A 13,716-nucleotide genomic window follows, 5' to 3' on the forward strand; every position below is an offset into this window, starting at 1 on the left:
ACAAAATAATTTCAACACGCCCTAAATATCTCATCACTGGAGTATAACCAATCTGACAACAACGGGACTAGTATCACGCTTTACAACATTAATTGTGTGCTTTACGCGCACACTACGCACGCGGGTGATGGGCCTGATGCAGCTGCTTCAAGCGCTCTGTCGCCACGTGGGTGTAGATCTGGGTAGTCGACAAGTCACTGTGTCCCAACAACATTTGCACCACGCGCAGATCCGCCCCGTAATTGAGCAAGTGGGTCGCAAAGGCATGGCGCATCACGTGCGGTGACAGGCTGTCGCTGTCGATGCCCGCAATGGCAGCATAATGTTTAATGCGATGCCAGAACGTCTGGCGGGTCATCTGCTGGGCACGCTTACTCGGGAATACCACATCCGAGGTTTTCTCCCCCAGCAATGCCGGACGGCCATGCTGAATGAACTGCTCAATCCAGTCGATGGCATTTTCTCCCATCGGCACCAGGCGCTCTTTGTCCCCTTTACCGGTCACACGCACCACACCCTGACGCAGACTGACGTTTTCCATGGTCAGGCTCACCAGCTCAGTCACACGCAAGCCGGTGGCGTACAACAGTTCCAACATGGCTTTGTCGCGCAGTTCGACCGGATCATTCAAATCCGGCGCGTCCAGCAACGCCCATACCTGCTCTTCGGTGATGTCTTTGGGTAAACGCTTGGGCAGTTTCGGGCTGATCAGTAAGGCACTCGGATCATCCGGACGCATCTTTTCCCGGTAGAGGTACTGGAACAAACGACGGATCGCCGAGAGCATACGCGCTCGCGATGTCTGCTTATAATCGGCATCCAGCAGCCATTGCTGATAACGCTGTAAGTCATCCAGACTCACGGTATCTAACTGCTTCTTCTGCTCACCCAGCCACACTTGCAGCTTTTTCAGATCATTGCGGTACGACGTCAGGGTATTTTCCGATAACCCGCGCTCCATCCACATTGCATCGAGAAAACGCTCGATGATCACTTCATCATTAACCACTACTACCTCGAGGAAAACTGCCCCGGTTTCAGCGTTACCGCTCACAAACACATGGATATATACACAGTATTCCAATGGTAGTCGATTTGACGGCAAATGTAACCGCCCAACCCCACATCGCGCGATAATTCTCTCTGACGAGCGGAATATACCGGCTCGCTCCGCATTCAACGGCACGGAAAGAAGATGAAAGATAGGACGGTGATCGGTAATATGCTCGTCATCATTCTCCGTAACATATTGGACACGCAGCATGAAGATTGGCTTATTTTACGGCTCAACCACCTGTTATACCGAAATGGCAGCGGAAAAAATCCGTGCCTGCATCGGTGGCGATCTGGTCGAGATCCACAATATTAAAGAAGCAGATATCACCACCATGAACCACTACGACATGCTGATCCTTGGCATTTCAACGTGGGATTTTGGCGAGCTGCAAGAAGATTGGGAAAGCGTGTGGGAACAACTGGATGGGCTGAGCCTAGCCGGTAAAACCGTGGCGCTTTATGGCTTGGGCGATCAGGAAGGCTACACTGAGTGGTTCCTGGATGCGATGGGCCTATTGCATGACAAACTGCTGCCAACCGGCGCGCAATTTGTTGGCTACTGGCCAAATGAAGGCTACCAGTTCGAGGCGTCCAAAGCACTGACTGACGATGGCCGTTTCTTTGTCGGCCTGGCGCTGGATGAAGACAGCCAGTATGAACTGAGTGACGATCGCATCACCACCTGGTGTGAGCAGATCTTAACAGAGTACAGCGAGTCATTGTAAACACTGACCGCCCCTGTCTTTTGGCTCTTTCGGCCAAAACAAAAGAGGGATGCCCATGGGCATCCCTCTTTTTTATTCTTCACTCGCTGATTGAATCATTATGCCGTTTGGCTTTTTTGTTCAACCGACTTTGCTGTTTTTGCACCCATGATACAGGTGATCACAAGGGCAATCGCTGTTGGCATCAACCATGCCATGCCGTAGTCAAACAGTGGGATGATTTCAAACGCGTGAACGTTAAAGCCCGCCACTTTTGCTGCATCGATCATACTGAATGACAATGCCACCAACAGTACCACACGGTAAGACAAGGTTGGGTTTGGCAACCAGCGACGGATGAAGGTCAGAATAACCAGTGCCATCGCAATCGGGTACAGCGCAAACAAGGCTGGTAGAGACAGGGTGATCAACTGGTTCAAGCCCACGTTTGCTACCACACAGCATGCTACTGACAGCGCCACGGCCCACTGCTCGTACGTCCAACGCGTCAGTGTTGAGAAGTAATCCGCACACGCACTGATAAGACCAACGACCGTTGTCAAACACGCCAGCAATACAATCAGTGACAGGATCATCTGGCCAGCAGGGCCAAACAGTGCCGCTACGTAAATCGCCAGGATGTCACCACCGTTAGTCGCATTCGCTGCAATGTTCACACTCGTTGCGCCCAGGTAGAACAGGGATACGTATACAAATGTCAAACCGGCAGCGGCAATCAGACCTGCGTAAATCAGGTACTTACGGGTTGCGCCTTCATCCGTTACGCCTTTACCGCGTACCGCATCAACGATCACCATACCAAACAGTAGCGCCGCTACCGCATCCAGCGTGTTGTAGCCTTCAACAAAGCCTTTTAGGAAAGGCATATCCACGTAGTCGCCTTTTGCCGCTGCAATCGCGTCTTGTGGATCCATCACCACAGCCACGGCCAATACAATCAGGGCTAGGAACAGGATTGGGGTCAGGAATTTACCGACCATGTCGACCAGGTTACCGCGTGAGCGAGACAGGAACATCGCAATAGCAAAAAAGACGATAGAGAAAAGCGTTAAGCTAAGCTGACCTGCGTTATCAATGAAAGGTTTTACCCCCATTTCGTACGCCACCAAACCGGCACGTGGTGCAGCAAACGCTGGACCAATCACGATGAAAATCATCACTGCCAGGAAGGTCGCCACTTTTGATGGCAGATCACGCGTCATGCCCTGCCAGCCACCTGCGACAGCGACAGCAATGATCGCAACCAAAGGTAGTGTTACACCGGTAGAAAGGAAACCTAACATGCCCGAAAGCAGATGGTCGCCCGCCAATTGACCTGCCTGAGGAGGGAAAATGATGTTACCCGCTCCAAGGAAGAATGCGAAGGTCATGAAACCTAACGCTAGGATGTCTGTAACTTTGAGTGATTTTTTCAAACTGCACCTTCCACTCTGAATTGTTGATGTGTCTGCAACTGTTTTTATTTTTTCATTCCCTTGACCACAAAAAACGAAAAGCTGAATGTGACCTCGTTCACAGCATAATGACGAAAAAGCACTCAATAAGCAACCACCCAGTGCAAAACACCACGATCTTTGGATTGCCACTCAAAAAACCAGCATTTAACTCTAAAACCGAACACCCAGTCAGAACTAAAACCCAAAAAACCAAAACTATCAAAAAGATAAAAAACAGCGATAATCTCTTATTAACATGCATTTAACAGAAAATACCTCCAAAGCACTTGGTTATTTTTTAGTCTGACACCCTTTTTTCATGCTGATATACGCACCGAAGAAAACACCGTCCCGCTCAGTCATCACGTCACCACGAACTCAACACATTGAAAAATAAAACAAAGATAACGGACACCGTGCCAAAGCTGGTATATTCACGCAGTAAAATGGCAATCTGCGGTTTTTCCTTCTTTATTACAGATAAAGCGCTACGCCAATAAGCGGATTAGGTATAATTCACTGGCAAAATAGGTCGAAGGGTCGAGAGACAATGGCAAAAGGGTTCACATTTAAGCAGTTCCACGTTAATGATCACGGCTGTGGCATGCCGGTCAGTACGGACGGTGTGTTATTGGGTGCGTGGGCCACCTTAACGCCCCATGCCCCGATACTGGATATCGGTTGTGGCAGCGGCATACTAGCCCTGATGGCAGCACAACGTACTGCTCAAGCGTCCTCGCCAGGTCATATCACGGCTATCGACATTGACAGCGGTGCCGTCGCGGCAGCCAATTTGAATTTCAGCGCCTCGCCTTGGGCGGCGCGCTTACAGGCCGTACAAGCCGATTTGGCGGACTGGACAGCCCAACACACCGCCGGCTCGTTTGAAAGCATTGTGTGCAACCCACCGTACTTTAACAGCGGCGAGCAAGCCAACTGTCAGGCCCGTGCCACTGCGCGCCACACGGACAGCCTGCCACACGCCACCCTACTGGCCTGCCTGTATACCCTGCTGAGCGACACCGGCACAGCCAGCCTGATCTTGCCACAGTATGAAGGGGAGCAGCTAATCGCCGCCGCGCCTGCGCACCATTTGGTATGTACTGCGGTGTGCGAAGTACAAAGCACGGCCAATAAACCGGTCAGCCGTTTGCTGATCGCCCTCGCGCGCGACACTGCCGCTACTGCGAGCGACACACGCACGCCATTAATCATTCATGAATCCGGGGGCTATTCCGCTGACTTTACGGCGCTAACCCGCGATTTCTATCTTAAGATGTAAGCGAGCCCCCGTGGCGTGGCTGCGGGCGCAAAGTTTTTATACGTTAATCGGTGTTTAATCGGTGATAGTTGCGGCAATTATCTCTATAATGCCGCCCCTTATATTGATAGCCTGAAACCGGCAACACCCTTTTTACCCGGTCGTAACGGGTGATCCGTCTTATCCCGAGGAGAATTGACAGGTGAGAGACTTTTCCGAATTAGAATTAGATAGCGAACTGCTGCAAGCCATTGAAGAAATCGGCTATGAACGCCCAACGGCGGTACAGGCTGAGGCTATCCCACCGGCTCTTGATGGCCGTGACGTGCTTGCATCCGCTCCTACCGGTACCGGAAAAACTGCCGCGTTTCTTTTGCCTATGCTGCAGCACCTGCAGGATTTCCCACGCAAAAAGCCGGGGCCTGCACGCGTATTGGTGCTAACCCCGACCCGTGAACTGGCGATTCAGGTCGCCGATCAGGCACGTGCACTGGCGAAGTACACGTCACTGAACATCTTCACCATCACAGGCGGTATCTCTTACGACGATCACGCTGAGCTGTTGGGTAAAACTCAAGACATCGTAGTCGCAACCCCTGGCCGTTTGATGGAATACATCGAATCTGAGCGTTTTGACTGCCGCGCGATTGAATGTCTGATCCTGGATGAAGCAGACCGCATGCTGGACATGGGCTTTGCTAAAGTGGTTGAGCGCATCAATAAAGAATGTCGCTGGCGCCGTCAGAGCCTGTTGTTCTCAGCAACCCTAGAGGGCAAAGGCGTACGTGACTTCTCAACCAAGATCTTGAACGAGCCGGTTGAAGTGAATGCTGAGCCGCCACGCCGCGAGCGCAAGAAGATCCACCAGTACTACCACCGTTGTGACAACATGACACACAAGCTGGCACTGTTGGAAAACATCCTGAAAGGCGAAGCAGAACGCACCATCATCTTCGTGAAGACCCGTGAGCGTCTGGCGACCCTGCGTGATCAGTTGGCTGCGATGCACGTACCGTGCTGCTGGATCCAGGGTGAGATGGCACAGGTATCGCGTAACAACACCATTCGCCGTTTCCGTGAAGGCGAAGTAAATGTGATGCTGGCCACTGACGTTGCGGCACGTGGTATCGACCTGCCAGACGTGAGCCATGTGATCAACTTCGACATGCCACGTACCGCAGACGTGTACCTGCACCGTATCGGCCGTACTGCCCGTGCGGGTAAGAAAGGTACAGCTGTGGCACTGGTTGAAGCCCACGATCAGGCAATGATTGAGCGTGTCGGCCGCTACCTGAAAGAAGAAGTGGCAGAGCGCTTCATCGAAGGTCTGCGTCCAACGCACAAGAAGCCAACTGTGGTGAAGAAGAAGAAAAAAGATCCAAAGAAAAAAGTGGCTGCGAAGAAGAAAAAAGCGAAAAAGTAATCACTGATCGCTCTCGCACAAACACAAACGGGCTGGTTCATCACCAGCCCGTTTTTTTATCTTTGCTGTTTTTCGCTTTGCGATGTAGACCTCAATCGAGCCTGCGTTGTTACGCTTGCTCTTCGCGCTTGAACACCAACTCGGTCGCCGTCGATTCAGCCGGCACAAAATAGTAACCTGCCACGTCAAAAGCCTGAATGCCTTCCACGCTATCAATCTTATTCTCGATGATATAGCGCGCCATCATGCCGCGTGCCTTCTTGGCGTAGAAGCTGATCACTTTATACGTACCGTTCTTGGCATCTTTGAACACCGGCGTGATCACTTTACCAGCCAGTTTCTTTGGCTTCACCGCTTTGAAATATTCGTTCGAGGCCAAGTTCACCAACAGATCATCGCCCTGCTCTGCCAGTGCCACATTCAGCTTGTCAGTAATGATATCGCCCCAGAACTGGTACAAGTTGGTGCCGCGCGGGTTAGTCAGCTTGGTCCCCATCTCTAAACGGTACGGCTGCATCAAATCCAGCGGACGCAGCAGGCCATACAAACCAGACAACATACGCAGGTGCTGCTGGGCATAGGCAAAATCCGCCTCGGTCAGAGTTTCCGCTGCCAGACCGGTGTACACGTCCCCTTTGAACGCCAGAATCGCCTGACGGGCATTGTCCGTCGTAAAGGTCGGCTGCCATTCGGCAAAACGGGCCGCATTCAGGCCGGCAATTTTATCGCTGACCTTCATCAGGCTGGCAATATCGACCGGTGTCAACTCGCGGCACACCTCAATCAGGGCCGCCGAGTGTTCGGTCAACTCTGGCTGGGTATAGGTGGATGTCGCCAATGGCGATTCATAATCCAAAGTTTTAGCGGGTGAAACCACGATCAACATAAAGTCTTCCTTCTAAGATACGTCAGCAAAAGGGTAACAGCATTGTAAAAAAAAACCACGCGATAATCGCGTGGTTTTGTCTATTGTTCCCATCAGTCAAACCAATGCAGGTCGGTGCCTGACGGCGTGGGGATCAGGCTTTGTCCTGCTGAGAACGGTCCCAAATACCTTCTTCCAGCTGCGCGTGCAGCTCTGGGTAGTCCTGACTGTCAAAGGTCGGCACTTTGCCCTGCTTCAGCTGATGGTTATAGTCTTTCGCCAGCTTCACCACCGTGCCAGACAGCAACACAATCGCCACCAGGTTGATCAGCGCCATCATGCCCATCGACACATCAGCCATCGCCCATACGGTTGGCAAATCAGCCAGCGCACCAAACATCACCATACCCAATACGATCAGGCGGAAAATGTTCAGACCCGCTTTGTGGTTGTGCTCCAAGAACAGCAAGTTGGTTTCGGCGTACGAGTAGTTCGCCACCAAGGAGGTAAAGGCAAAGAAGAAAATCGCAATAGCGATGAACACTTCCCCCCAACCGCCAACTTGGGCGCTCAGTGCGCGCTGCGTCAGTTCGATACCGGTAATTTCACTGTGCGGCACGTACTCGCCCGACATCAGAATGATCGCCACGGTCGCCGAACAGATCACGATGGTGTCCATGAACACGCCCAGCATCTGTACATAGCCCTGTGACGCCGGGTGCGGCGGATACGGCGTGGCAGACGCGGCGGCATTGGGTGCAGAACCCATACCGGCTTCGTTTGAGAACAAACCGCGCTTCAGGCCGTTGATCATGCCCTGTGCAATGGTGTAACCCAAGGCACCGGATGCCGCTTCTTCCAAACCAAACGCGCTACGGAAAATCATGCTCAGTACATCCGGCAGTTTTTCCAGATTGGTGAACACAATAAAAAACGCCAACAGCAGGTAACACAGCGCCATCGCTGGCACCAGAATTTCTGCAGTACGCGCCACAGCACGCAATCCACCAAAGATGATGGTACCGGTCATCAGTACCAGTGCGATACCGACATACATCGGGTTCCAGCCAAAGGCCACGTTCATGGCTTGGGTGATGGAGTTGGCCTGTACCGAGTTAAACACCAAACCAAAGGCGATGATCAGGAAGATGGAGAACACCACGCCCATCCAGCGCATGCCCAAACCTTTTTCCATGTAATACGCCGGACCACCTCGGTAGTTACCTTCGTCATCACGGGTTTTGTACAGCTGCGCCAGCGCACTTTCCGCAAAGGCCGTCGCCATACCCAGCATGGCAATGAGCCACATCCAGAAAATCGCACCGGGGCCACCGAGTGTCAGCGCCACCGCCACACCGGCCATGTTGCCGGTACCGACGCGCGCGGCAAGACTGGTACATAACGCCTGAAAAGAGGAGATCCCGGCACTGTCAGATTTGCGGCTGTTTTTCATCACGCTAAACATGTGGCTAAAATGGCGAAACTGGATGAAGCCCAAACGACAGGTAAAGAATACGCCGACACCGATCAATACATAGATCAGTACCGATCCCCACAACAGATCGTTCAAAAAATTAATCTGGCTTGACACGTCTACCCCTCTAGAATCAATCAAAAGCTGAATGCCTGGTGGATTCAACCAACGACAAACAAACAGGGAAAAGCTGCAATGCCACCGCCGAACATGTCATCAATAGGGAGTGACAGGCTCAATCAGCAAGTAATACAACCTTAGTTTTATTATGTGGTAAATGACAGCGGCAGAGAGATGCGAAGCGCAGAACGGCCCGCCACTGGGTACAACTATGATGTTATCGAAGTGTCACTGAGTTCGCGTAATGCGCATGGATTACGCCTAAACAGGCTGGTCATAGTTGTAGATGGCAGACGATCATGCAAACTTAGCCTGCAAAAATCAATATCCCACTTGAGAATAAATCACCAATCACCCTCTTGACGGCCGTTAGGTGTCTATAAATACAGCGTGATAGATGATTTGTAAGCGACCTTTTCCCAACACGGGTGCGCATTTTTTGCTCAGCATTATTCATCCAAGTCACCAATACACATAAATTTTTCATCAATAAGCAACAAATGCGAAACACATCAATTTTATGGTAGGCAGGAGTGTGGTATTTAAAGTACCGAGCGATGATTAATGATGAGGTGCTCTATGGACAGCTATGCATTCGATGATTTTCTCGCAACTGACACGCCAAGCCGAGGCTCTCGCAGCAAACCTGTGAAGCGTAAATGGCGCGAGATTGAAGCCTTAAAAGACAGACAACGCCTGCGTCGCGAGTTGGCTGATATTGATATTTTCAATGACTTAACAGACAGCGATATCGATTTTTAACTGCTTCAACCGCAAATGAAAAGAGTCGGGATCACCGACTCTTTCTGTTTGGCTTTTCGCAACACCGTCAACCGCTTATTGCTCCCGTTTACTGATTCAGTCGGGCGGCCAGATTCTTGTAGCGGGCAGCCACTTGCTGACCAAACAGCGGATCGCCTTCGCACTCTTCGTACTGATCGGCCACTTCCAGCCAGTCTTGCTCGGTAAATTGCTGGCGGATCCTTGGAATGATATGGCGCTCCTCAAACTCTAAATGCGCCCGTTGCCGTTCCACAAAATCATTGAGTTTATCCGCAAAGATATCCAGCGGGATCACCGCATCCATTAATATCATCTCTACGGTATCGGCAAATGCCTGAGTCAGTTGTGCCAGCTCTTCATGCTCATGCTCAAGACTTTCCAAATCGCCGCCTTCGTCCGCGTAATGTGCTTGGTAGTAGTGGTAAAGCACATCTTCTTTCGGATGGTGACAACGCTCAGCATGTACTTGCAAATACTCCACCGTGTCTTTGATCAAGGTGTAATCCACTTCTTTACCTTGCTCAATGGCCGCGAGTTTTTGCTGTAACAACCGCAGCAAACGGACGATGTAGCCGTGCTCGGTGTGGATGTCATCCAATATCATTGCCCTTACCTCCCAGTGATTATTGCTATCCTTATCATTGAGAGTATATGCGCGCATTGAATATCACGCCTTGATCTTGATTATCAAAGCAACAATTTGTACACAACGCGCACAATCGACATTACATTAAGCGATATTGTCTAACATCCAGTTAATTTCTGGTTGATTGCGCTGCGCCAGCAACTGATTTGTCTGCGAGAAATGACCACAACCAAAGAAGCCTCTGTACGCCGACAATGGCGAGGGATGAGCAGCATGCAGTACATGATGGCGTGACGTGTCGATATGCTTGCCCTTTTTCTGCGCATGCGCGCCCCACAGTAAAAACACCACACCTTCACAATGGGCATTCACCGCCGCAATCAGACGATCGGTAAACGTTTCCCAACCAATTTTGGCGTGTGAGTGCGCTTTGCCCTGCTCAACCGTCAGCACGGTATTAAGCAGCAACACGCCCTGCTCTGCCCACGACTGCAAATAGCCATGATTCGGCACGGTGAAACCGGGAATATCATTGACCAGCTCTTTGTACATGTTTGCCAGCGACGGCGGCACTTTCACCCCCGGGCGCACCGAGAAACTCAAGCCGTGTGCCTGATCCGGGCCGTGATACGGGTCCTGCCCCAAAATCACCACCTTCACCTGATCGAGCGGTGTGCAGTCCAAGGCACTGAACACATCCGCTTGCGGCGGGTAAATCGCCTTGCCGGCCGCCCGTTCATTGGCAACAAAGGTATCAATGTGCTGAAAATACGGTTGTGCACGCTCGGCCTGCACAATCTCTTCCCATGTCACGGCATGGCTCATGGTGTGTTCCTCTTCAGTTAGGGGGCAATATCTGTCATGGCGGCGTTATCGCTCACGCCGCCCATTTCTTATGCCGGAATGAAACTGCGCAGCAGCGCGATTTCCTGCTGCCACAATTCCGGATCAATGGTTTCCAAAACCAGCGGCATATTATCAAAACGCGTGTCTTGCATCAGGTAACGGAAACAATCCAGACCAATTTCCCCGTGCCCCAAGCTGTGATGACGGTCCAAATGGCTGCCCAGTTTGCCTTTAGAGTCATTCAGGTGCATCGCACGCAAATATTGCATCCCGACCACTTGATCAAATTCAGCAAACGTCTTGTCCGTGGCCGTTTCCGTACGCAAGTCGTAACCTGCGGCAAAGGTGTGGCAGGTATCAATACAGATCCCGACGCGTGATTTGTCTTCCACCTGCTCAATGATGCTGGCCAGGTGTTCAAAACGCCATCCTAAGTTACTGCCCTGACCAGCGGTATTTTCAATCACCGCCACGACATCCGGCACAGCGGCGTGCGCCAGGTTGATCGATTCGGCGATCAACGACAAACAGTCCGCTTCACTGATCTTTTTCAGGTGACTGCCCGGGTGGAAGTTCAGCAAGGTCAATCCTAATTGCTGACAACGTTCCATCTCATCAATGAATGCCGCGCGAGATTTTTCCAGTTTGTCGGTTTCCGGTGCGCCAAGGTTAATCAGGTACGAATCGTGCGGCAAAATCGCCTCAGGGCCAAAGCCGAACAACTGACAGGACGCTTTAAACTTCCTAATGACATCTTGCTCAAGGGGTTTCGCCACCCATTGGCGCTGATTTTTCGTAAACAGGGCAAACGCATTCGCCCCAATCTGTCGCGCGTTCTCTGGTGACTTATGGACTCCACCAGCGGCAGAAACGTGTGCTCCAATGAGTTTCATGGTGACTTTTTTTCCTATGCAATTCGGTTTTTTTGATCGTTATTTACCAACGTCTGTCCCTACAAAATAATGGGCTTCAAGGCTGATGACGCCGCCTTTTGTTGGTTTTTTATACTCTATTTTGATGTAATTTTACTACATTTGATCCATTCAACTATTTTTTAATTGATAAAATATTCGGATCCTTCTAATAAAAATGGGGTTTAATTGATATAGCTCAATAAAACAGCCCTAAACTTTTTAAGGTTTTTTGTTGTAATTTGATCTAAATCAATACACAATTCGCACCAACGGGATATATAATACGAAGCTCGACAATAAAATCGAAAAAATTAACGACATCCTCTGGAGGAGAAAGTCATGATCACCGGTATTCAAATTACTAAAGCAGCTAACGACAACCTACTTAACTCTATCTGGCTTCTAGATAGCGAAACTAACGAAGCACGTTGTGTTGCGGCTTCTGCTGGTTTTGAAGCTGACCAAGTTATCCCTGTTGCAGAACTTGGTGAATACGAAAGCCGTGAAGTAGCGATTGAAGCACCTGCTAAAATCGAAGGTGGCCAGCACCTAAACGTGAACGTTCTTAAGCGTGAAACGTTGGAAGATGCTGCTAAGCACCCAGAAAAATACCCACAGCTAACTATTCGTGTATCTGGCTACGCAGTACGTTTCAACTCTCTAACTGTTGAACAGCAGCGCGACGTTATCGCTCGTACTTTCACTAACAGCCTGTAATTTTACCGCCTGTTAGCATAAAAACGGCATCTTGGATGCCGTTTTTTTATGCGCCACATTCTCCCACCGTACCTGCCATAAACCATCCTTTCTGCACATTAAACCACCAAACACTCCTCTTTTTTAAGCGCTGTAGCCCATATATCACGCCTTTTTTGGCATACCTCGCCAAGAAATGATAAAACACCGCTCGCTTTGTTACTGACTAATCAAACCTATCAATAGGACTTGGTGATGAAACTGATTTTAAAACTCATTGCAGGCATTCTGGCCGGTATTGTCTTTGGCCTCTTTGCTCCCGATGTGCTGGTGCAGATCCTCATAACCATGAAGGCGTTGATCAGCCAGCTGATTGGCTTCACCATTCCGTTATTGATCCTGTTCTTTGTCACCAGCGGGATCGCTAACCTGCCGAAAAACTCCGGCAAGCTACTGGGCCGTACTGTCGGCCTGAGCTACCTGTCGACCATGGGTGCCGGTGCGATGGCATATCTGGTGGCCAGCCATGTTTTGCCACCTCTGCTGCATGACGGCGGAGAGATCAGCAACGTGGCACGCGTGCTACCGCCGCTGGTTGATTTGAAAATTCCACCGATCATGGACGTGATGAGCGCCCTGACCGTGGCTTTTGTGTTTGGCCTTGGCATCAGTGCCACTAACAGTGTGCACCTGCGCAAAATCAGCGATGAAGGCCGTAACATCATTGAATTGTTTCTGGCGAAAATCATCGTACCTTCTCTGCCGTTCTACATCTCTGGCGTGTTCGCCGACATGACGGTAAAAGGGACGGTGTTTGCGACCTTGCAAACCTTCACCCTGGTGTTGGTTCTGATTGTGATCCTGCACTGGCTATGGCTAAGCCTGCAATTTATCAGCACCGGCGCGTTAGTCGGCCGCTCGCCACTGGGCCTGCTAAAAACCATGATGCCGGCGTATGTGACGGCACTGGGCACTATGTCATCCGCTGCCAGCTTGCCGGTAACCCTGCGTCAGACACTGGATAACGGTGTGCGCAAGCCTATCGCGAACTTTGTGGTGCCACTGTGTGCCAACATCCACATGTCGGGCTCGGCGATCAGTATCACCACCGTGTGTGTGGCGGTCTTGCTGGTGTCTGGCAACGCTACCGTGCCGAACTTCATTGATGCACTGCCGTTTATTGCCATGCTGGGCGTGACCATGGTCGCGGCACCGGGTGCGCCGGGCGGCGCGGTAATGGCTGCAGTGGGCCTGTTGGGTTCCATGATGGGCTTTACCGAAGCGATGATCGGTCTGCAGATTGCCCTGCACCTGGCCCAAGACGGCTTTGGTACTGCGTGTAACATCACCGGTGACGGTGCGTTGGCGATGTGGGTTGATAAGTACGCGGGTGATGAAGTGCAGAACGACGATCTGGACGATATCACGATCGACGATACTGAGAAGCAAACGGCATAATCGCCGCTGTCAGCGCAAAAAAAGACAAACAAAAAGGGGGAGCCAACACGGCTCCCCCTTCTTTTTATCGATG

13 protein-coding genes are annotated in these 13,716 nt (G+C 51.0%); 6 read left to right on the top strand and 7 right to left on the bottom strand.

Features of this window, described 5'->3' with window-relative positions:
- Positions 1-112: 112 nt before the first annotated feature.
- Entirely contained in the window at positions 113-1,009 is an 897-nt protein-coding gene (gene xerD / locus ABT58_RS11155) for a site-specific tyrosine recombinase XerD (protein WP_082211076.1), read from the bottom strand.
- A gap of 253 nt (positions 1,010-1,262) precedes the next feature.
- On the opposite strand from xerD, the gene fldB reads away from it, so the two are divergent.
- Positions 1,263-1,781, top strand: coding sequence for a flavodoxin FldB (fldB, locus tag ABT58_RS11160; RefSeq protein WP_047874481.1), 519 nt, complete (start codon positions 1,263-1,265; stop codon positions 1,779-1,781).
- Between the two features lie 98 nt (positions 1,782-1,879).
- On the opposite strand, the gene brnQ is transcribed toward fldB, so the two are convergent.
- Positions 1,880-3,196, bottom strand: a complete 1,317-nt coding sequence (brnQ, locus tag ABT58_RS11165; protein WP_082211072.1) for a branched-chain amino acid transport system II carrier protein — start codon at positions 3,194-3,196, stop codon at positions 1,880-1,882.
- Positions 3,197-3,767: 571 nt separating this feature from the next.
- Between brnQ and ABT58_RS11170 the strand changes: the two genes are divergently transcribed.
- Both ABT58_RS11170 and srmB read left to right on the top strand, forming a co-directional pair.
- The gene (locus tag ABT58_RS11170) at positions 3,768-4,499 is read left to right on the top strand and encodes a tRNA1(Val) (adenine(37)-N6)-methyltransferase (RefSeq protein ID WP_047874482.1); all 732 of its coding nucleotides are present in this window, start codon (positions 3,768-3,770) and stop codon (positions 4,497-4,499) included.
- A 181-nt stretch (positions 4,500-4,680) separates the two neighbouring features.
- Positions 4,681-5,901, top strand: a complete 1,221-nt coding sequence (gene srmB, locus ABT58_RS11175) for an ATP-dependent RNA helicase SrmB (RefSeq protein ID WP_047874483.1) — start codon at positions 4,681-4,683, stop codon at positions 5,899-5,901.
- Between the two features lie 109 nt (positions 5,902-6,010).
- Here the strand turns inward: srmB and yaaA are convergent, their stop codons facing one another.
- Positions 6,011-6,787 (bottom strand): peroxide stress protein YaaA, encoded by a 777-nt coding sequence (gene yaaA, locus ABT58_RS11180; protein WP_047874484.1) that lies wholly within the window; start codon positions 6,785-6,787, stop codon positions 6,011-6,013.
- Positions 6,788-6,920: 133 nt separating this feature from the next.
- On the bottom strand, positions 6,921-8,357 hold the full coding sequence (locus ABT58_RS11185) for an alanine/glycine:cation symporter family protein (protein ID WP_047874485.1): 1,437 nt from the start codon (positions 8,355-8,357) through the stop codon (positions 6,921-6,923).
- Positions 8,358-8,939: 582 nt separating this feature from the next.
- On the opposite strand from ABT58_RS11185, the gene ABT58_RS11190 reads away from it, so the two are divergent.
- A complete protein-coding gene (locus tag ABT58_RS11190) occupies positions 8,940-9,122 on the top strand; it encodes a DUF3545 family protein (RefSeq protein WP_047874486.1) in 183 nt (60 codons plus the stop codon).
- 88 nt (positions 9,123-9,210) lie between these two features.
- On the opposite strand, the gene ABT58_RS11195 is transcribed toward ABT58_RS11190, so the two are convergent.
- From ABT58_RS11195 to nfo, 3 genes are all read right to left on the bottom strand, one after another.
- A complete protein-coding gene (locus ABT58_RS11195; protein ID WP_047874487.1) occupies positions 9,211-9,747 on the bottom strand; it encodes a hemerythrin domain-containing protein in 537 nt (178 codons plus the stop codon).
- 126 nt (positions 9,748-9,873) lie between these two features.
- A complete protein-coding gene (ung, locus tag ABT58_RS11200) occupies positions 9,874-10,554 on the bottom strand; it encodes a uracil-DNA glycosylase (protein WP_047874488.1) in 681 nt (226 codons plus the stop codon).
- 68 nt (positions 10,555-10,622) lie between these two features.
- The gene (gene nfo, locus ABT58_RS11205; RefSeq protein WP_047874489.1) at positions 10,623-11,468 is read right to left on the bottom strand and encodes a deoxyribonuclease IV; all 846 of its coding nucleotides are present in this window, start codon (positions 11,466-11,468) and stop codon (positions 10,623-10,625) included.
- 360 nt (positions 11,469-11,828) lie between these two features.
- Here nfo and grcA point away from each other — a divergent pair, with 360 nt between their 5' ends.
- The gene (grcA, locus tag ABT58_RS11210; RefSeq protein WP_047874490.1) at positions 11,829-12,206 is read left to right on the top strand and encodes an autonomous glycyl radical cofactor GrcA; all 378 of its coding nucleotides are present in this window, start codon (positions 11,829-11,831) and stop codon (positions 12,204-12,206) included.
- Positions 12,207-12,440: 234 nt separating this feature from the next.
- Positions 12,441-13,643, top strand: a complete 1,203-nt coding sequence (locus ABT58_RS11215) for a dicarboxylate/amino acid:cation symporter (RefSeq protein WP_047874491.1) — start codon at positions 12,441-12,443, stop codon at positions 13,641-13,643.
- Positions 13,644-13,716: the final 73 nt, after the last annotated feature.

It is taken from the genome of Photobacterium aphoticum, assembly GCF_001029435.1.
In the GTDB taxonomy this organism is placed as follows: domain Bacteria; phylum Pseudomonadota; class Gammaproteobacteria; order Enterobacterales; family Vibrionaceae; genus Photobacterium; species Photobacterium aphoticum.

Excerpts from the sequence above, each read along its gene's own strand:
- fldB (WP_047874481.1), top strand. The coding sequence starts at position 1,263 with ATGAAGATTGGCTTATTTTACGGCTCAACCACCTGTTATACCGAAATG.
- ABT58_RS11170 (WP_047874482.1), top strand. The coding sequence starts at position 3,768 with ATGGCAAAAGGGTTCACATTTAAGCAGTTCCACGTTAATGATCACGGC.
- yaaA (WP_047874484.1), bottom strand. The coding sequence starts at position 6,787 with ATGTTGATCGTGGTTTCACCCGCTAAAACTTTGGATTATGAATCGCCA.
- ABT58_RS11190 (WP_047874486.1), top strand. The coding sequence starts at position 8,940 with ATGGACAGCTATGCATTCGATGATTTTCTCGCAACTGACACGCCAAGC.
- ABT58_RS11195 (WP_047874487.1), bottom strand. The coding sequence starts at position 9,747 with ATGATATTGGATGACATCCACACCGAGCACGGCTACATCGTCCGTTTG.
- ung (WP_047874488.1), bottom strand. The coding sequence starts at position 10,554 with ATGAGCCATGCCGTGACATGGGAAGAGATTGTGCAGGCCGAGCGTGCA.
- nfo (WP_047874489.1), bottom strand. The coding sequence starts at position 11,468 with ATGAAACTCATTGGAGCACACGTTTCTGCCGCTGGTGGAGTCCATAAG.
- grcA (WP_047874490.1), top strand. The coding sequence starts at position 11,829 with ATGATCACCGGTATTCAAATTACTAAAGCAGCTAACGACAACCTACTT.
- ABT58_RS11215 (WP_047874491.1), top strand. The coding sequence starts at position 12,441 with ATGAAACTGATTTTAAAACTCATTGCAGGCATTCTGGCCGGTATTGTC.